This is a genomic window from Agromyces sp. GXS1127 (assembly GCF_050565425.1).
In the GTDB taxonomy this organism is placed as follows: Bacteria; Actinomycetota; Actinomycetes; order Actinomycetales; family Microbacteriaceae; genus Agromyces.
In genome coordinates, this window is record NZ_JBOCIG010000001.1 from 240780 (window position 1) to 258176 (window position 17397).

Annotated in this window: 16 protein-coding genes; 7 read left to right on the forward strand and 9 right to left on the reverse strand. The window is 71.4% G+C overall.

Annotation, left to right across the window (positions count from 1 at the left end):
- Positions 1–54: 54 nt before the first annotated feature.
- Genes ACQ393_RS01090 through ACQ393_RS01105 form a run of 4 tightly spaced genes read right to left on the reverse strand, consistent with a single transcriptional unit; the run spans position 55 to position 2421 of the window.
- Entirely contained in the window at positions 55–819 is a 765-nt protein-coding gene (locus tag ACQ393_RS01090) for an ABC transporter permease (protein ID WP_430644963.1), read from the reverse strand.
- A complete protein-coding gene (locus ACQ393_RS01095; RefSeq protein WP_430644964.1) occupies positions 819–1652 on the reverse strand; it encodes an ABC transporter ATP-binding protein in 834 nt (277 codons plus the stop codon). The genes ACQ393_RS01090 and ACQ393_RS01095 overlap by 1 nt, the downstream gene beginning before the upstream one ends.
- Entirely contained in the window at positions 1649–2023 is a 375-nt protein-coding gene (locus ACQ393_RS01100; protein WP_430644965.1) for a DUF1048 domain-containing protein, read from the reverse strand. Before ACQ393_RS01100 ends, ACQ393_RS01095 begins: the two co-directional genes overlap by 4 nt.
- Before the next feature lie 2 nt (positions 2024–2025).
- Positions 2026–2421, reverse strand: coding sequence for a PadR family transcriptional regulator (locus tag ACQ393_RS01105; protein WP_430644966.1), 396 nt, complete (start codon positions 2419–2421; stop codon positions 2026–2028).
- Positions 2422–2675: 254 nt separating this feature from the next.
- Between ACQ393_RS01105 and ACQ393_RS01110 the strand changes: the two genes are divergently transcribed.
- A complete protein-coding gene (locus tag ACQ393_RS01110) occupies positions 2676–3587 on the forward strand; it encodes a lytic transglycosylase domain-containing protein (protein WP_430644967.1) in 912 nt (303 codons plus the stop codon).
- Between the two features lie 29 nt (positions 3588–3616).
- Entirely contained in the window at positions 3617–4360 is a 744-nt protein-coding gene (locus ACQ393_RS01115; RefSeq protein ID WP_430644968.1) for a formylglycine-generating enzyme family protein, read from the forward strand.
- Between the two features lie 119 nt (positions 4361–4479).
- Here ACQ393_RS01115 and ACQ393_RS01120 read toward each other — a convergent pair whose 3' ends face one another.
- Complete coding sequence (locus tag ACQ393_RS01120; protein WP_430644969.1) at positions 4480–4839, reverse strand: iron chaperone; 360 nt, start codon at positions 4837–4839, stop codon at positions 4480–4482.
- Positions 4840–4948: 109 nt separating this feature from the next.
- On the opposite strand from ACQ393_RS01120, the gene ACQ393_RS01125 reads away from it, so the two are divergent.
- The 3 genes from ACQ393_RS01125 (at position 4949) to ACQ393_RS01135 (ending at position 8166) form a co-directional block, all read left to right on the forward strand.
- Entirely contained in the window at positions 4949–6481 is a 1533-nt protein-coding gene (locus ACQ393_RS01125; protein WP_430644970.1) for an MFS transporter, read from the forward strand.
- 243 nt (positions 6482–6724) lie between these two features.
- Positions 6725–7387, forward strand: coding sequence for a hypothetical protein (locus tag ACQ393_RS01130; protein WP_430644971.1), 663 nt, complete (start codon positions 6725–6727; stop codon positions 7385–7387).
- A complete protein-coding gene (locus ACQ393_RS01135) occupies positions 7384–8166 on the forward strand; it encodes a PspA/IM30 family protein (RefSeq protein ID WP_430644972.1) in 783 nt (260 codons plus the stop codon). The genes ACQ393_RS01130 and ACQ393_RS01135 overlap by 4 nt, the downstream gene beginning before the upstream one ends.
- A 20-nt stretch (positions 8167–8186) precedes the next feature.
- Here ACQ393_RS01135 and ACQ393_RS01140 read toward each other — a convergent pair whose 3' ends face one another.
- The 3 genes from ACQ393_RS01140 to ACQ393_RS01150 are packed head-to-tail and all read right to left on the reverse strand — an operon-like array spanning position 8187 to position 9974.
- Positions 8187–8885: a YdeI/OmpD-associated family protein gene (locus ACQ393_RS01140; protein ID WP_430644973.1), complete on the reverse strand. Its 699-nt coding sequence runs from the start codon at positions 8883–8885 to the stop codon at positions 8187–8189.
- A 40-nt stretch (positions 8886–8925) separates the two neighbouring features.
- Positions 8926–9465 carry a DUF6036 family nucleotidyltransferase gene (locus tag ACQ393_RS01145; RefSeq protein ID WP_430644974.1) on the reverse strand — a complete coding sequence of 180 codons (540 nt, stop codon included), beginning with the start codon at positions 9463–9465 and terminating at the stop codon, positions 8926–8928.
- Positions 9462–9974, reverse strand: a complete 513-nt coding sequence (locus ACQ393_RS01150) for a helix-turn-helix domain-containing protein (protein ID WP_430644975.1) — start codon at positions 9972–9974, stop codon at positions 9462–9464. The genes ACQ393_RS01145 and ACQ393_RS01150 overlap by 4 nt, the downstream gene beginning before the upstream one ends.
- An 85-nt stretch (positions 9975–10059) precedes the next feature.
- Between ACQ393_RS01150 and ACQ393_RS01155 the strand changes: the two genes are divergently transcribed.
- Positions 10060–10680: a TetR family transcriptional regulator gene (locus tag ACQ393_RS01155; protein ID WP_430644976.1), complete on the forward strand. Its 621-nt coding sequence runs from the start codon at positions 10060–10062 to the stop codon at positions 10678–10680.
- 102 nt (positions 10681–10782) lie between these two features.
- Positions 10783–12504, forward strand: coding sequence for an MDR family MFS transporter (locus ACQ393_RS01160; protein ID WP_430644977.1), 1722 nt, complete (start codon positions 10783–10785; stop codon positions 12502–12504).
- Positions 12505–12576: 72 nt separating this feature from the next.
- Here the strand turns inward: ACQ393_RS01160 and ACQ393_RS01165 are convergent, their stop codons facing one another.
- Positions 12577–17397 (reverse strand): DUF5724 domain-containing protein, encoded by a 4821-nt coding sequence (locus tag ACQ393_RS01165; protein ID WP_430644978.1) that lies wholly within the window; start codon positions 17395–17397, stop codon positions 12577–12579.

Sequence of the window (17397 nt, forward strand, 5' to 3'; positions counted from 1 at the left end):
ACGGATGCCTCGGGGCTCGCGCCCCGAGGCATCCGCTCGCCGTCTCGCCTCGGCCTACGAGGCCCTGCGGCGGTAGACCCGCATCGCGAAGGCGAACGCGACCGCCATGATGCCGACGAGCCACGCGAGCGCGACCCAGATGTCGGTGCCGACGGGCTGGCCGGCGAACAGCGCGCGCGTCGTGTCGACGATCGAGGTGACCGGCTGGTTCTCGGCGAACCAGGCGACCGGGCCCGGCATCGAGTCGGTCGGCACGAAGGCCGAGCTGATGAACGGCAGGAAGATCAGCGGATAGCTGAACGCGCTCGCGCCGTCGACGGTCTTCGCCGAGAGCCCGGCGATCACGGCGATCCAGGTCAGCGCGAGCGTGAACAGGATCAGGATGCCGATCACCGCGAGCCATGCGCCGACGGATGCTCCGGTGCGGAAGCCCATGATGAGGGCGACGCCGATGACGATCGCGACCGACACGAGGTTGGCGACGAGCGAGGTGAGCACATGGCCCCACAGCACGCTCGACCTCGCGATCGGCATGGACTGGAAGCGCTGGAAGATGCCGCCCTGCAGGTCGAGGAACAGTCGGTACGCGGTGTAGGCCACGCCCGACGCGATCGTGATGAGCAGGATGCCGGGGAGCATGTAGTCGATGTACGACTCCGTGCCGCCGGTCTGGATGGCACCGCCGAACACGTACACGAAGAGCAGCATCAGCGCGATCGGCGTGACCGCGGTCGTGATGATCGTGTCGGGGCTGCGGACGATGTGGGTGAGCGAGCGCGCCGTGAGGACGCGGGTGTCGCTGAGGACGTGGGTGGTCATCATGACTCCTTCTCGGATGGCGCGGATGGCGCGGGCTCGCCTGCCTGGGCGGGCTCGCCGACGAGGGTGAGGAAGACCTCCTCGAGGCTCGGCTGCTTCTCGACGTACTCGACCTTGGCCGCCGGCAGCAGCCGCTTGAGCTCGGCGAGCGTGCCGTTCTGGATGATCACGCCCTCGTGGAGGATCGCGATCCGGTCGGCGAGCTGCTCGGCCTCGTCGAGGTACTGCGTGGTCAGCAGCACGGTGGTGCCGCCATCCGCCAGTGCCTTGACGGTCTGCCAGACCTCGATCCGCGCCTGCGGGTCGAGCCCCGTCGTCGGCTCGTCGAGGAAGACGATGGGCGGGTCGCCGATCAGGCTCATCGCGATGTCGAGCCGGCGGCGCATGCCGCCGGAGTACGTCGCCGTGCGGCGGTCGCCGGCGTCGGTGAGCGAGAAGCGGGCGAGCAGGTCGTCGGCGATGTGCCCCGGGTCCTTCAGGTGGCGGAGCCGCGCGACGAGCACGAGGTTCTCGCGACCGGAGAGCACCTCGTCGACCGCGGCGAACTGCCCGGTGAGGCTGATCGAGCGGCGCACGTCGTCGGGGGCGTCGGCGACGTCGAAGCCCTGAACGGTCGCGGCGCCGGCATCGGCCTTCAACAGCGTCGACAGGATGTTGACGAGCGTCGTCTTGCCCGCGCCGTTGGAGCCGAGCAGGGCGAAGATGCTGCCCTTCGCCACGTCGAAGTCGACGCCGCGGAGCACGTGCACGTCCTTGAACGACTTCTCGACGCCCTGCACGCGGATGGCCGGCGCGTCCGGCGCCGCCGGTGCGGGCTGCGTTGCGGTGGTCATCGCTCCTCCTTCCCTTCGAGGTCCTCGATCGTCTTGGTGAGGCGGTTGCGCTCCTTGTCGATCCAGCGCTTGCCGACGTAGGCCTCGCTGAAGGCCTCGGCGAAGGCGACCGGGTCATCGCCGACGATGTCGCGCACGGGCGTCTCGTCGGCGGCGGCGCGCTCCCAGAGGTCGGCGAAGTCGCCGAGCATCGTCATCATCACGGTCGTGTCGCCGTCGGTGATGCCGCCGTTGACCATGAGGTACCGCTCGAACGCCTTCGCGGCCGTCCGGTACGGCTCCGGCAGTGCCTCGATGCGGGCCTTGTACTGCCGGTACTGCTTCTTGCTCTCGAGCGAGCCCGTGAGCACTTCGATCCACTTCGCAGCCATGGTCACTTCTCCTCTTCGTGGAGCTGTTCGGTTTCGGTGCGCTCGCCGGTTCCGGCGAGCTGCTGGAGGTCGTTCGGGATGTCGTGGAGCTGTTCGATGCGCGCTGCGAGGAAGCCCCAGGTGCTCCAGAACTCGTCGAGGGAGTCGCGACCTCGAGCGTTGAGGGAGTACACCTTGCGCGGCGGCCCCTTCTCGGACGGCACCTTCTCGACGTCGACGAGCCCGCGTTGCTCGATGCGCAGGAGCAGGGCGTAGATCGTGCCCTCGGCGATCTCGGTGAAGCCCTGGTCGCGCAGCCAAGAGGTGATCTCGTAGCCGTACGCCGGCCTGCCGGACAGGATCGCCAGGACGATGCCCTCGAGCGTGCCCTTCAGCATCTCGGTCGCCTGCTTGCCCATCGCTGCTCCTCGACTAATCAGTGTTGCTGAGTACCAGTACATAGTAAGCATGAGTACCGGTAGATAGCAACACTGAATACCGAAATGATGACGAATGCCTCGGGGCCGGACGTACGGCACCTTCTCAGGCGGGCTCGCGCGACGCACGGGTAGCCTGAACGGGCGGGTCGCGACGCGATGCTCCGGCACACGACGACGAGGCCGACCCGGCGGGCACGAACCTCGATCCACCGCCCGAACGGAGCTGCACACTGATGACCTGGGACGACGACGCCGTCGGCGACCGCCGACGCGATCCGAGCTCGCGGGCGTCCGGCCGGGAGGTCCTCCTCCAGGTCGCGGGCTACTTCGGGCTCGTCACCGCGGTCGTCGCGCTCGTGGTCGGAGCCGTCTTCGCGGTGACGGTCTGGGGAGTGGCGGCGAAGCCCGGAGGATTCGCCGCGCCGTCCGCATCCGGGCGCGGCGCGCCGCTTCCGCCGATGACCACCTCGACGTCCGACGGCGGCGCCGGCTCGACCGCCCGTGGCGAGGAGGCCGACGATCCGAACGCCGTGACCGGCTCGGAGGTCGCGCCACTCGTGGAGCCCGAACCCGAGACGGAGGCCGCTCCGGTGGTGGAGGGTGACTGGCTCACGGTCGTGTCCGACGCCACCGGCATTCCTGCTCGCGCCCTCGCAGCGTACGCGCTCGCGCACGTGGCGATCGCCGCGGAGGAGCCGCAGTGCGGCGTGGACTGGACGACGATCGCGGCCATCGGCGCCGTCGAGTCGGGTCATGGCAGCCACGGCGAATCGGTGCTCGAGGCCAGCGGGATGGTGAGCCCGAAGATCCTCGGTCCGGCGCTCGACGGCGACGGGGTCGCCGCCATCCACGACACCGACGGCGGTGCCCTCGACGGCGACGTCAGGTGGGACCGCGCCGTCGGGCCGATGCAGTTCATCCCCTCGACCTGGGACCAGTGGGGCGCCGACGCCAACGGCGACGGCGTCGCCGACCCGAGCCAGATCGACGACGCCGCCTACGCCGCCGCCCGGTACCTGTGCGCATCGGGCCCGATGACGAGCGCAGAGGGATGGCGCGCGGCCGTCTTCTCCTACAACCACCTCGAGTCCTACGTCGACAAGGTCGCCGGCATCGCGAACGGCTACGCCGACGCGCTCGGTTAGACCGCCGTGCACCGTGCGAGACTGCCCGGATGACCGACATCGAGCTCGCGCGCCTCGACGGCGGCACCGTCGCGATGCACGACGCGCGTCGGAAGCAGCGGTGGAGCGTCGAGCTCGAGCCGTTCGAGATCGGCGTGTACCCGGTCACGCAGGAGCAGCTCGCCGAGCTGTTGGGCGAGACGGCGACGCACCCGCGCCGACCCGCCACGGGCGTGAGCTGGCTGCGTGCCATCCGCTTCTGCAATGCCGCGTCGGAGTGGGAGGGGCTCGATCCGGCGTACACGTTCGACGGCGAGGACGTCACGTGGCTTGTCGACGCCGACGGGTTCCGCTTGCCGACCGAGGCCGAGTGGGAGTTCGCGTGCCGCGCCGGCTCGACGACGCCGCACTACGGCCCGCTCGACGAGGTCGCGTGGATGGCTGCCGACGGCGTGACCTCGCCGCAGGACATCGGCGGCAAGCTGCCGAACCTCAACGGCCTGTTCGACACGCTCGGCAACGTGTGGGAGTGGTGCTGGGACCTGCTCGACCCCGCCCGCTACGACGAGTACCGGGTGTTCCGCGGCGGCGGGTTCGCCGACGATGCCTGGAGCGTGCGGGCTTCGGTGCGCCGTGGGGGAGCGCCGCGCATGCATCACGACGACGTCGGGTTCCGGGTCGCACGCGGCGGTTTCGAGGCGACGGATGCCGCGCAGGGCTGGTCCGCGGAGGCCGACCGCGAGCGGGCTGCGATCGACGCGCCGCTGCCGCCGGGCTGGACGCCGCGGCGCTGAGGCATCCCGCGGTCCCTCCTGAAACCGAGGACGGGAGGTGGCGGCGGTGACTCGTCCTCGGATTCAGGAGGGTCGGGCGAGCGACGCGACGACGCCGCGGAATCGCAGCGGCTCGCGGCTCAGCTACCCGCCGCCTCGCGCTGCGCGACGATCGCCGCCGCGATCCGCCCGACCAGGTCGACGGGCAGGTCGGCCGCGTGCGGGAGGTTCACCGAGTCCTTGCCGGTGCGGAGCGGCGCGACCTTGGATTCGAGCGGTTCGGGCAGGGTCGGCACCGGGTAGAGCCCGATGTGGTGCTGCCAGCCGGCGAAGTGCAGCGCGTACCGACCGCCGAGCATGACCGCCGCGATGCCGTACCGCATCTTCTCCTCGACCGGCGGCGGGACCTCGGCGACGATCGCGGCGCGCACCCGCCGGAGACGATCGGCGACATCGTCGGGGAAGGAGGCGAGGTACTCGTCCACGGTCTGCGCGGCCATGACCGCAATGCTGACACCGCCCGCCGCGACGCGCCAGAGGTCCGAGTCCCGCGATCCGACTCGCGAAGGGCCCTGTCGGAGACATCCGCTCGGGTGATAAGAACGGCGCATGGGGGAGACGACGGAGGCGGGCGGACCCGCGACGACGGATTCGGCGAAGCGGTACGCGCTCGGCGCGCTCATCGCGACCTGCGTGTCGGCGCTGGTGGTGAACGCGAACACGTCGGCGGTGTCGATCCTGATCCCGGCGATCTCGGCCGACACCGGCACGCCGACCGACACGCTGCAGTGGGCGGTGACCGGCTACTCGCTCGTGGGCGCGGCGGTCATCGTGACGTCGGGCTCGCTCGGCGACGTCTTCGGGCGGCGGAAGATCTTCCTCTGGGGCCTCATCCTCTTCATCGCGTCGTGCGTGCTCATCGCGCTCTCGCAGGACGGGTTCGGAGTCATCGCCGGCCGGTGCATCCAGGGCGCGGCGGGCGCGACGATCCTCGCCTGCGGCATGAGTCTGCTCTCGGCCGCGAACACCGGGAAGGCGCAGCTGCGTGCCGTGACGCTGTGGGGCGCGGCATCCGCGGTCGGCGCCGCAGCCGGGCCGCTGGTCGGCGGCCTGCTCGCCTCGACCCTCGGCTGGCAGGGCCTGTTCTGGATCGACGCCGCCATCGCGGCGGTCTGCCTGCCCGTGACGCTCCTCGCCGTGCAGGAATCCGACGACCCCACGCGCTCGCGCTCGATCGACTTCGCCGGCACCGTCCTCATCGCCCTGACCCTCGCGCCGCTCATCTTCGCGCTCACGAACGGCAGCGCCTGGGGCTGGGTGTCATGGCAGACCCTCGGATGCTTCGCCATCACGATCCTCGCCACGATCGGGTTCGTCCTGGTCGAACGGCGGGTCGCCGCGCCGTTGCTCGACCTGAAGCTGCTGCGCAACGTGGTCCTCGTCGGCGCGACCATCTCGATCCTGCTCGGCTCGGGCACGATCAACGCGATCATGTACGTCGTCAGCCTGTACTTCCAGGACCCGTCGACCCTCGGCATGGACGCGTTCCAGGCGGGTCTCGCCACGTTGCCGGTCGCGGCTGCGGCCGTCATCCTGTCGCCGCTGATCACGCCGATCGTCGGGAAGATCGGCGTCCGCACCACGATCGCACTCGGCTTCATCATCATGTCGGGCGCGTTCCTGGCGCTCGCGTTCGTGCAGGAGTCGTGGGGCTACGGCATGTTCGTGCTGCCGCTCGTCGCGGTCGCCGCCGGCATGAGCCTGCAGAACGGCCCGTGCTCCTCGCTGTCGACGTCGAGCGTCGAGCCGCGCGAGGTCGGCGCCGCGTCGGGCGTCTCGAACATGGCGCGCTACGTCGGCGCCGCGGTGATGACCGCGATCGTCGCGTCGGTCTACGGCGGCGTGAGCTCGCGCCGGGTCGAGGCCGGTGAGACGGATGCCGCGGCCCTCGCCGACGCGTTCTCCTGGGCGTCGATCTCCATGGGCATCTGGTGCGTGCTCGGCATCGGGCTCGTGTTCCTCGTCGCGCGGAAGGTGCGACGGGGCCCCGGCGAGTTCGAGGCCGCGGCGGCCGCGGCGTCGCTCACGCACACGATCGTTCCGCCGCAGGCGGTCGCGGGCCGGCACGAGGTGGCCGGATGAGCGGCGGGAGGCCGGGCGCGTCGGCCGGGCGCGAGGGGTCGCCCGCCTGCGCCCACCCTGCGAATTCGCCCCCGCCCCTGCCGTTTCCGCCCGACGTGGCGTAGATTGCGATATATCGCGTCGAAACACGCTATATCGCGTCGTCGTCGGCGCGGTCCGCAGCGACGAGGCGACGGGGAGGGGCGGGCGCATGGACTTGATCGACCGTGTGAGGCGCAGCGCGAGCCGGCGGGGGAGCCGGAAATGAGCGGTCTCGAGGTGGTGCTCGCCGCGCTCGGCATCATCGTGCTCCTCGGGATCGCGAGCTTCGTCGCCGTCGTGCTCATCGTGCGGCACGTCTACCGACGCATCCGGCACAGCCGTCGGGTCGACGGTGCGCTGATGCGCAGCCGGGCGAAGATGAGCCGCGGCCCGCAGCGCACGATCCTCGACCTCCGGGTGCGGCTCGACGACGCGCTCGCGAGCGGGCAGGCGGCGGTCGACCTCGCGGCACAGGGCCCCGGGCCGCGCGGAGAGTTCCGCGGCATCTATCGCCGCATCCGCGAGGAGGGCGCCTCGCTCGACGCGCAGCTGCGCCTGATGGAGAGCGAGATCGACCGGTCCGTCCTCACCGCCGAGTTGCCCGCCGCCGAACAGCGCGTCGGCCAGGTCGAGGCGCTCGTCCGGCGCATCCGGTCGGCCGTGGCATCCGCCCTCGCCGGAGCCAGCGACGACGGCCTCGTCGAGCTTCGCGCCGACGTCGACCGCGAGGTCGCCTCGATCCGCGCGGGCGTCGAGGAGCTCCACGCGCTCAGCCTGCGCGACCTCGCCGCCGAACCGATCCGGCGGCCCACGACCTCCACGGTGCGCGACCCCGCGGCCGTATCCGACCGCTCACCCGCTCGAGACAAGGGGATCCGACCATGAGCGACAACACCTCCCGCATGCGCACCATCTTCCGCAGCAAGACCACCAAGGCGCTCGACAAGATCGAGGATCCGCGCGACACGCTCGACGACAGCTACGACCAGCAGGTCAAGCTCCTGCACGAGGTGCGCCGTGCGGTCGCCGAGGTGGCCACCGCGAAGAAGCGCATCGAGCTGCAGGGTCAGGAGATGGGTGCGCGGTACCAGCGGCTTGGCACCCAGGCGCGCGATGCGCTGACGCAGGGCCACGAGGACCTCGCCCGAGCCGCCCTCGAGCGTCGCGCGCTCCTCGAGGGCGAGGTGGCGAAGCTGCAGGCGCAGTACGCGTCGCTCGACCAGCAGGCCTCGCAGCTGCAGGAGCGCGAGCGCCGCCTCACCGACCAGATCGCCGCGTTCCGCGTCGAGAAGGAGACCATCAAGGCGACCTACACGGCGTCGGCCGCCCAGGTCCGGGCGAACGAGGCGGTCGCCGGGCTCAGCCGGAACATCGACGACATCGGCACGAGCCTCGACCGCGCGCGCGACCGGGTCGCGCAGATGCAGGCCCGCGCGGCGGCGACCGACGAGCTGCTCACGAGCGGTGTGCTGAAGGACCTCACCGCGGCGCCGGATGCCGACATCGAGCGGCAGCTCGCCGCGATCACGGCGCAGGCCGAGATCGACCGGCAGCTGCAATCGATGAAGGATGGCGCGGGCGCCGGAGGGGCGAAGGGCTCCGGCGGGCGCGTCGATGACGGTGCGAACGGCTGGCTGGGGATCGGTCAGGGCCCGGCGACCTGACGCAGCGGCGAAGCTCGGCCTCAGGATGCCTCGGTGCCGGGCTCGCCGCCCACCCCTGACGCTGCGGCGCGCGCCGCCGCCGCGGCCCGCTCGACCCACTTCGGCACGTCGCCGTAACGCTGGAACGGCACGAGTTGCCCGGCCGCGCTGTGCTCGACGAGCTGCGACATCCGCCGTTCGCGCGTGACCTGCTGCTTCGCCGACACCACCCAGTGGACGACGAGCTTGCGGTAGCTCGGCGTGGCGGCCTCCCAGAAGGCGGATGCCGCGGCATCCGCCTCGAGCATGGCCGTGAACTCGGGGGGCAGCGTCTGCTCGAGGTTCTCGAACGAGTAGATCGCCGAGCGGTCGTCGCTGCGGCGTTCGTACGCGGCGACGCCGGCCGGCCGCATGCGCCCCTCCGTCGTGAGACGCTCGACGTGCGCGATGTTGACGGCCGACCAGATGCTCGTCGGCTTCCGCGGGGTCCAGCGCTGGCGTCGAGCCACATCGTCGATGCGCTGCGATACCGAGTCGATCCAGCCGAAGCAGAGCGCCTCGGGCACGGCCTCCTCCCACGTGAGCCCGCGGTCGGGCGTGCCCTTCCGGTTGAGGCCCATCCAGAGTTCGGTCGCGGTCTCGTGGTTCGCCTCGAGCCAGGCGCGGAACTCCTCGGGCCCCGAGAAGAACAGCGCCGGCCGTTCGGGCGTGCCACCCGGGGTGCCGATCGTGCTGCTCATGCCCCCGAGTCTCGCAGGACCCACCGACGTGCGGATCAGGTCAACTCGCGCACGCAGCGACGCGGAGCTGAACGATCTGCTTGACGTTCTGCGCCACTGGCAGCCGATCAGCGATCCGGGAGAGCGCGTGGGGTTCGATGATGCCGCACTCGATCAGCGCGCTCACGAACTCGATGTCCTTCCGTTCTCCGCGGACGAGCTTCGACGCGCAGAGGTCGTATGGGCTGATGAACCACGCCGTGCCGCCGCCCGGACCGTCGGGGTGCACGATGGTCGCACGACGCTCCCAACCGCGCGGCAGGACCGCCGTCGTCGATGAAACGCCCTGAGCGTAGAACCCATTGACTCGGTCGAAGTCGGACATCTCGCCCAGGTGCACGTCGATGAGCGTGGCAATCGTGCCGTCGTCGTCATCGCGTGTCGGTGCGATGTCGGCTTCCCGCGAGAGCGTTGCTCGTTCCGGGAGCCGGTCTTCGGCCACGGTGCCCAGGATCGACTGACTGCCGACGATGAGCACCTCTCGGTTCGGCACCAATCGGATCGCCTGACGCGTGAGTTCCATGAGCTCGTCGCGATTCACCGACTCACCCCTTCCTCGATCGCCCGGATGCGCTCGTCGGGGCTGAGGGCGCCGGCGAACGGCGAGTTCTGCCGAAGTTCGCGACCCTCAGGCGTGTCGTCGAGCATCGCTTCGATCAGCTCCTCGACCGGGCCGCGCGCCAGGTGCTCCCACCGAGTCATCCATGATTCGGCGATCGGACCGCGCACCGTGTGCCGGATCCGCTCGAGGTTCTCCGGAATAACGGCGAGGACGTCTTCGGGTGAGTGCGTGAGTTTGCGGGCGATCGCGCGGTGCAGAGCCATGGAGACGCGCTCCTCGCGCCGACGATTCACGGGCTGGAGTTCGAGGTCCCGGTCCATGACGTCGAGCGCCCGTCGAAGCGTCGACAGCTGGATCGTGCCCTCACGCTCGGATCGTTCCATGCGGGAGACGGTCGAGACGTTCACGCCGAGATGCGCGGCAAGGTCGCGCATCGACCAGCCCATCGACCTTCGCGCACCTGCAATCATCGACACGATTTCCTCCATGTTGCATTGTAGTGCAACATATGTCGAAGCGCGAGGTCCGTGATGCGCATTGCACTTGTACAACAAGAGTGCAATACTGCACTTCGTGTCCGAAAGTGCAACCCAGACGAGGCGATCCGAGCGGATGGCGGCGACCGCGTCGCGAATCACCTCGCTCTCGCGTCGGCTGACCGCCGAGCGCGGGCTCAACGGGTTCACGATCGAGGAGCTCTGCGACGAGGTCGGCGTCTCGCGTCGCACGTTCTTCAACTACTTCCCGTCGAAGGATGAGGCGGTGCTCGGCCTCGACGAGACCGCCGAGGCCCGGCGTCTCGCCGACGAGTTCCTCGCGCGCGGCTCGCGCGGCTGGCCGGCCGTCGTCGACGACCTCGTCGACTTCGCCCTCGCGCACGCGCGCGATGCCGGCATCGGCCGCGACGAGCACGCCGAGCTCATCGGCGCGATCTCGCGCGAACCGCGCCTGCTCGCCCGATTCATCGACATGACCCGCGAACGCGAACAGCAGCTCGGCGAACTCGTCGCTCGGCGCGAAAGCGTCGCGTCGCGGCATCCGCTCGTGCTCGCCTCGGTGCACACCGTCGCCGCGGCCATGCGCATCGCGGGGGAGCACCTGCTCGACGACCACCCGGGCGACGACTTCGAGACCGCGCTCACCGACGCCGTCGCCGCCCTCCGCGAGGTGCTCGCCGCGCCGCGCCGGCGCTGAGCCGCCGGCTCGTTCCGCGGGATGCGCCCGCCCGCCTCATCAACACCACCCACCCGATCCATCCCTGCCCCGCAGGACCCGAACCACCCCACCGAGGACCCCATGGCCACCACCGCCCCCGCGGCATCCGCCGCCCCGATGCTGCTCACCAAGCGACGCATCTGGATCATCTTCAGCGCCCTGATCGCGGGCATGCTGCTCTCGAGCCTCGACCAGACGATCGTCTCGACCGCGATGCCGACCATCGTCGGCGACCTCGGCGGCGTCGAGCACCAGGTCTGGATCACGACCGCGTACCTGCTCGCGACGACCATCGTGATGCCCGTCTACGGCAAGTTCGGCGACGTCCTCGGCCGGCGGAGCCTGTTCCTCGTCGCGATCGCGCTGTTCACGCTCGCCTCGATCGGCTGCGCGTTCGCGGGTGACTTCTGGATGTTCGTGGTGTTCCGCGCGCTCCAGGGCCTCGGCGGCGGGGGACTCATGATCCTGTCGCAGGCGATCATCGCCGACATCGTGCCCGCAAGCGAGCGTGGCAAGTACCTCGGCCCGCTCGGTGCCGTCTTCGGTCTCGCTGCGGTCGGCGGCCCGCTCCTCGGCGGTTACTTCGTCGACCACCTCACCTGGCAGTGGGCGTTCTACATCAACATCCCGATCGGCATCGCCGCGTTCGTGATCGCGCTCGTGGCGCTGAAGCTGCCGGGCAAGAAGGCCACCAAGCCCATCGACGTGCTCGGCGTCGTGTTCCTCTCGATCGCGACCACCTGCCTCATCTTCTTCACCGACTTCGGCGGCGACGCCGACTTCGGCTGGGACGCCTGGGAGACCTGGGCGTGGGGCATCGGCCTGCTCGTCGCGGCGATCGCGTTCGTCGTCACGGAGGCCCGCGCCGCCGACCCGATCATCCCGCTGAGCCTCTTCCGCAATCCGATCTTCGTGAACGCGACGGCGATCGGCCTCACGCTCGGCATCGGAATGTTCGCCGCGATCGGCTTCATGCCGACCTTCCTGCAGATGTCGTCGGGCACGTCGGCGGCCGAGTCGGGCCTGCTGCTCCTGCCGATGATGGCGGGCCTCATGGGCACGTCGATCGCGTCGGGCATGGCGATCACGAAGACCGGCAAGTACCGCATCTACCCGATCATCGGCACGGTCGTCACGGCGATCGCGATGGTCGCGCTCACGACGCTCACCGCCGACACCGCGATCTGGTTGATCTGCGTCTACCTGTTCGTGTTCGGCGCCGGCCTCGGCCTCATCATGCAGGTCGTCGTCCTCGTCGTTCAGAACGCGGTCCCCGCCGCCCAGATCGGCACCGCGACGAGCACGAACAACTACTTCCGCGAGGTCGGCGCCGCGCTCGGCACCGCGGTGTTCGGCACGATCTTCACGACTCGCCTGACCGAGAACCTCACCGAGGTGTTCACCGCGGCCGGCGCGTCGCCGACGGATGCCGCGGGCGCGACGGCCACGCTCGACCCCGCCACGATGAACGCCCTGCCCGACCCGATCCGCGACGGCATCGTCGACGCCTACGCCGACGCGCTCGCCCCGGTGTTCTGGTACCTGCTGCCGTTCATCGGCCTGGCGTTCGTGCTCTCGCTGTTCCTCAAGCAGATCCCGCTGTCGGATGTCGCGGGGCTCGTCGCCCGCGGCGAGGCGATCGGCGGCGACGAGGCCGAGCGCCTCGAGGCGGAGCTTCGCGCCGCGGGCGCGGTGACGACAGCGGATGGCGCGGGGTCCGCGGATGCCGCCGGGCAGGCGGATGCCGCGGACGATGCCGATGCACGCGACGCCGCGGAAGCCCCAGCCGGCCCGGGTCGGTAGGCACACCGGGCCGCCGGCTCGGTCGGCGTGCGCCGGCCGGGCTCGGCCGAGCCCGGCCGGCACCCGGCTCGGCTACCGCACGAGCTTCTGCACGATCGTCGGATCCGTGATCTTGTCATCACGCGCGAGCAGGACCGCCTTGGCGACGATCTCCGCGGTGCGCGGGTCGTCGTCGGCGAACGGCAGGAAGATCCGGCCGCGGTGCTGGGCGCTCACGGGCACGATGCACACGGCGTTGCCGGGCACGCGGTGCACGACGCCCGAGCCGAGGTGGATCGTGTAGGTGCCCAGCGTGCCCTTCACGCGCGCGTGGTGACCGCCGACCTCGACGTTGCGGAGGCCCAGCAGGTCGACCGTCTCCTCGACGAGTCGGCCGCGCATCTCGACGGACGACTCGGACGCCTCCGGGTCGACGCCGCCGGCGTGGGCGACCGAGACGACCAGGTCGAGGTCGCGCATCGCCTCGGAGAAGACCCGGCCGGGGACCTCTTCGAGCCGCATGGGGTGCCACTCGCCCGCGGCATGGAACGTGATGTCGGTGACGGTCGCGTCCTCCACCTCGGCGGGCGTTCCCCAGCCGTCGAGGAGCCGGCACCAGACGGTGATCTTCTCCTCGTGGAAGGTGCGCGAGAAGCCGGTCTGGAAGTCGGCGACCCATCCGCGCGACGTGAAGATGCCGCCCGCCTGACGCGCCTGCACCTGGTGGCCGCCGTAGCGTCGCGACGTGGTGCCGGCCTCGTCCCGTTCGCCCGCGCTCGGCGTGTAGAGCTCGCGGAACGCCTGCTTGAACGGCTGCCTGACCCCCTTCGAGACGAGCTCGTGCTGGAACTCCGGCCACTCGCCGGAGGCGAGGAGGTCGAGCGGGTGCGCGATGCGCAGGCCGCGTGCGACGGCGCGCAGTGATCCGTCCGGTCCGCGGAGCACGGCGGGGTCGTCGGTGGCGAAGCCGGCGACGCCCTCGGCGTCGACGAGCACCAGCGAGCGGATCATCGGGGCGAGCACCGGATGGGCGAGCAGGGTGGCGAGCTCGGCGGCGTCGAACGCATCGCCGAGCACGCAGGCGTCCTCCAGCGATCGGCGCATCCTGCCGGCCTGCTTCTTCAGGTCCGTCGCACGAGCACGCAGGGCCGCGATCTCGGGGTTCGCCCGGCTCTTCGCCGGGACGGCGGCGAGCGCACGACCGCCCCGGACGGCGGCGAGGTTCGGGGCGCCGCCGTCGTCGATGGACAGCGTGACGGTGAGATCGCCGTCATCGACCGACACCGGGCCTGCGGCGAGGTCGGCGACCGCCTCGGACTCCATCGCCCAGGTGAGGCGTTGCGGATCTCGGTATCCGGCCGTCCGCGCGAGGTTCTCCATGCCGACGGCGACGGCCGTCGTCTCGGAGGCGCGTCGCTGCGAACCCGAGGTGCGGTCGGATGCCACGAAGCCGCGCATGAGCTCGTATCGGGCGAGCAGCGTGCGCCTGCCGTCATCCGGCAGCGGGAGGAGGCCGAGGGCGCGGACCGCGTCCTGGTTCCGCTTCTGGCCGATCTGCTCGAGCAGCTCGGATTCCTCGAGGCGGCCGAGCAGGGCCTGCGCGAAACGTTCCGCGCGCTTGTGGCCGCCCGCGGTCGAGGCGTACTTCGCGGCTGCGAGCACGCGCCGGAACCGCTCGTCGCCGATCTCGCCGTACATCGCGCGGAACCACGCGACATCCGCCGCGCCCCGGATCAGGTCGGTCGCCTCGAGCGGCGTGCGCTGGCTGATCTCGGACTCCCAGGCCTCGCGGATCTCACGGTCGACGTGCCAGCTCTCGTCCTTGGTGTGGGCGTGGAGCCACCACACCGCTGATGCGTATCCCGGCCACCCGAGGTGCTCCTCGATCAGGGCGGCCCACTGCGGCGCATACACGCCGACCTCGACGATGCGCCGCTCGGCGATCCGAGCGGACCGGATCAGTTCGCCCAGGCCGGCAGCGGTGTCGTCGGACGTCGGCTGGTGGATGCGGACGAGGTGCGACAGCCCGCTCTCGCGCGATTCGTTCCACGAGTAGCCGCGGGTGAACGGGCGGGTGCCGAGTGCCGCCAGGATCTGCACGAGGCTCTCGGCGCCGTACGCGGTCCGCAGTCCCCGAGCAGTGTTCGAGAACGGCGTCGGCAGGTCGCCGCGCGTGCACTCGCGCTCGACGACCACTCGGCGGACCTCCTCGACCACCTCCTGCGTGTGCGCGCCCGCCGCCCAGGCCTCGGGTCGCAGTCCGGTGAGTTCGCGCACGCCCGCCGCGTCGTCCCAGCCGCCGTGTCCCGCAGCTCGTGACCGGACCTCGGGAACGAGCAGCGCATCGACGAGGTCGGCCCTCGTGGCGATGCCGCGCTCGAACGCGGTCGCGACGAGCATCGGTGCGGGTCGCGACCGGTACGGCTGATCCGGGACGAGCACCGTGGATGTCTGCGCCCGGCCCCACCGGTCGTTCGCGGCGATCTCGACCCGCGCTCCGCGCCACGTGTCGAACGTGCCCTCGGGCTCGTCGAGGTAGCGGGCGGTGCGCCACCATCGCCCGAGCTGGTCGTCGGAGAGCGTGGTGGGATCCACGAGGCGGTGCAGCTGCTGGAAGAGCGCGTCGAAGAACGCCCCTCGCCCGTCGGTCTGTCGAAGTCCGCCCCACTCGTTCCGTGTGAACCGGATGCCGCGTCGTGCCATGACCTCGGGCGGGCCGAGGAGCGACGACACCGGCACCGCGGCAGCCGCGGTGTCGAGCGCGTCGAGGACGGTGTCCGTCCAACGCTCACGCCAGGCGTGCCGGGCGAGCGCGGCGATGAGGTTCGCGCGGAGCCGGATCCCGTTGTCGACCCCGCCTGGGCCCTCGGCCATGCCGATGATCGTCCGATTCACGCCGTCGACCCATCCGCCGTGTCCGAGACCCCGCAGGTGCAGCAGCGCGAGCTCGACGCCGCCGTCGGTGAGCTGCCCGGCCGTCCGCTCCCACCAGGGTTCGAGGAGCTCGGCGAGCGGGAGAGAGCCGTCGCTCGGGACGGGCAGCCACCCGACGTTGGCGAGCATCTGCACGCCGCCGTACGTCTGCACCTCGGTGTCGGCATGCTCGTCGATCCAGGCCGCGAGCGAGGTCAGCACCAGCCGGCATCCGGCGTGGTAGCGGCGCCAGTCGGATGCCGGCGGCGCGACCGGCCGCACGGCCGGCGTTCGGTCCTCCGGCCGGAAGTCGAGCGCCGCGGGGACGGCGTCGACCGTCGGTCCGGCGGTGTCGTCGACCTCGGCCGCGGACGCACCTCCCAGTTCCGTGCCCGCACGGCGCTGATCGGCGGTCCCCGCCGACAGCCGGGCGACCGTCGCGGCGAGCCGATCCGGCGACTGCGCGCCGAGCAGCCGGATCGCCGTGGTGCGAACATCGGCGGACTTCCGGGAGAGCGCCGCCTCGAGGCGGGCCACTTCGTCGTCGGTGAGGTCGGTGAGGCCGCCGAGCGCCTCCTGCGCGACGCCGCGCACCTGGCCCGAGCGGTCGTCGAGCAGGCTGAACAGCGGTGCCCGATGGGCGATCGGATCGGCGCCGTACTTCCGTGCGGCGTGGTAGCGGCCGTCGGCGCTCGCCGCCTGCAGGACCTCCGGCTCGAGCGCCTCGGCCGGGGTGTGGGTCACGATCACGTCGGCCGCCCGGGCGGAGCCGACCTTCGTCGGGCGCTCGCCGACGATGCCGATGGGCACCTCCCTCGACCTGCCGAGCGTGCGCACGCGGTGCTCGAGCGACGTCCGCACCGCGGGTTCGAGGTCGGGCGAGGCCTCCTTGGGCGCCCAGAACTGCGGCGGCCACGCGTCAGCGGCGGCCGCGTACACGGCGAGCGACTCGTCGTCGAGGGCCGGCGCGAGCGCGGCGCCGGCGGCCGGGATCGCGAGGTCGGCGAGGATCCGGGCGGCGGCCAGGCGCGTCCGTTCCGCGGGGCTCCGCAGCAGCTCCGCCGCGACGGGCACGGTCGCGGGCGCATCGCGCATCGCCAGCGTCCACAACCCGAGGTAGGCGTCGGCCGCGTCGGCGACGAGCAGGTCGCGTGCGGTCGGCGGTGCGTCGAGGTGCGCACGGATGCTTCGGAGCGCCGCCGCCACGTCCTTCGACCGCCGCACGTCGAACCCGTCGCCGACCCAGACCCCCGCGGCACGGACCGTGCCGGCGAAGCGCGAGAGGTCGTGCTCGAGCACCACGTCGAGGATGCGGGCGAACGCGGACGGATGGGCGAGGTCGGACGCCTCGAGGATGCTCTGCCGCAGTCCCTCGGCACGACCCGCGGCGCGCAGGAGCGCGGCGACCGTCTCCCAGTTCGCAGGGTCGCCGCTCGCGAGCAGGGCGGCGTGCGCCTGCGTCGTCGGCCCGGAGATCGGATGCCGCGCGTGCACGCTGTCGACGAGCGTCATCCGGATCGCGGTGTCGCCGTCGTCGATCGCCGCGGCGAGCACCCCGCCCAGGGGGATGTGGTCGCCGAGGTGCACCATCCACTCGGCATGCCAGGCCAGGGGCCGCGGGTACTCGGCGGCGTGCACCAGGAGGCGCGACAGGTCGGCGAAGCGGGCGGGCCCGGAGTGCGCCGGGTCGGGCGAGCGGTAGGCGCGCCTGGTCCAGCCGGACTGATACGGAGCGTGCCGGGCCCAGCTCCACCACCGGGCCAGCGCATCGCCCATGGTCGGGCTGACGGCGCGGAACACCCGAGCGCGCTTCGCCTCTGCCAGGGCGTCGAGTCGGGAGACCAGGTCGGGGTCGACGGCACGACGACGGTTGACCGCATCCACGACCTCGCCCGCGAGCGCGGGCGCGAGGAGGCGGTTGCGGATGGTGAGGCCCCGGCGGTGATCCCAGGGCACGCGGATCTTCGCGAGTTCGTCTCGCGCCTGCTCGGCCGAGATCAC

Bases quoted from the DNA above. Each gene is read 5' to 3' on its own strand.
- ACQ393_RS01120 (WP_430644969.1), bottom strand. From the start codon at position 4,839: ATGGCCGCGCAGACCGTGGACGAGTACCTCGCCTCCTTCCCCGACGAT.
- ACQ393_RS01095 (WP_430644964.1), bottom strand. From the start codon at position 1,652: ATGACCACCGCAACGCAGCCCGCACCGGCGGCGCCGGACGCGCCGGCC.
- ACQ393_RS01100 (WP_430644965.1), bottom strand. From the start codon at position 2,023: ATGGCTGCGAAGTGGATCGAAGTGCTCACGGGCTCGCTCGAGAGCAAG.
- ACQ393_RS01110 (WP_430644967.1), top strand. From the start codon at position 2,676: ATGACCTGGGACGACGACGCCGTCGGCGACCGCCGACGCGATCCGAGC.
- ACQ393_RS01105 (WP_430644966.1), bottom strand. From the start codon at position 2,421: ATGGGCAAGCAGGCGACCGAGATGCTGAAGGGCACGCTCGAGGGCATC.
- ACQ393_RS01125 (WP_430644970.1), top strand. From the start codon at position 4,949: ATGGGGGAGACGACGGAGGCGGGCGGACCCGCGACGACGGATTCGGCG.
- ACQ393_RS01135 (WP_430644972.1), top strand. From the start codon at position 7,384: ATGAGCGACAACACCTCCCGCATGCGCACCATCTTCCGCAGCAAGACC.
- ACQ393_RS01115 (WP_430644968.1), top strand. From the start codon at position 3,617: ATGACCGACATCGAGCTCGCGCGCCTCGACGGCGGCACCGTCGCGATG.
- ACQ393_RS01150 (WP_430644975.1), bottom strand. From the start codon at position 9,974: ATGGAGGAAATCGTGTCGATGATTGCAGGTGCGCGAAGGTCGATGGGC.
- ACQ393_RS01140 (WP_430644973.1), bottom strand. From the start codon at position 8,885: ATGAGCAGCACGATCGGCACCCCGGGTGGCACGCCCGAACGGCCGGCG.
- ACQ393_RS01160 (WP_430644977.1), top strand. From the start codon at position 10,783: ATGGCCACCACCGCCCCCGCGGCATCCGCCGCCCCGATGCTGCTCACC.
- ACQ393_RS01130 (WP_430644971.1), top strand. From the start codon at position 6,725: ATGAGCGGTCTCGAGGTGGTGCTCGCCGCGCTCGGCATCATCGTGCTC.
- ACQ393_RS01090 (WP_430644963.1), bottom strand. From the start codon at position 819: ATGACCACCCACGTCCTCAGCGACACCCGCGTCCTCACGGCGCGCTCG.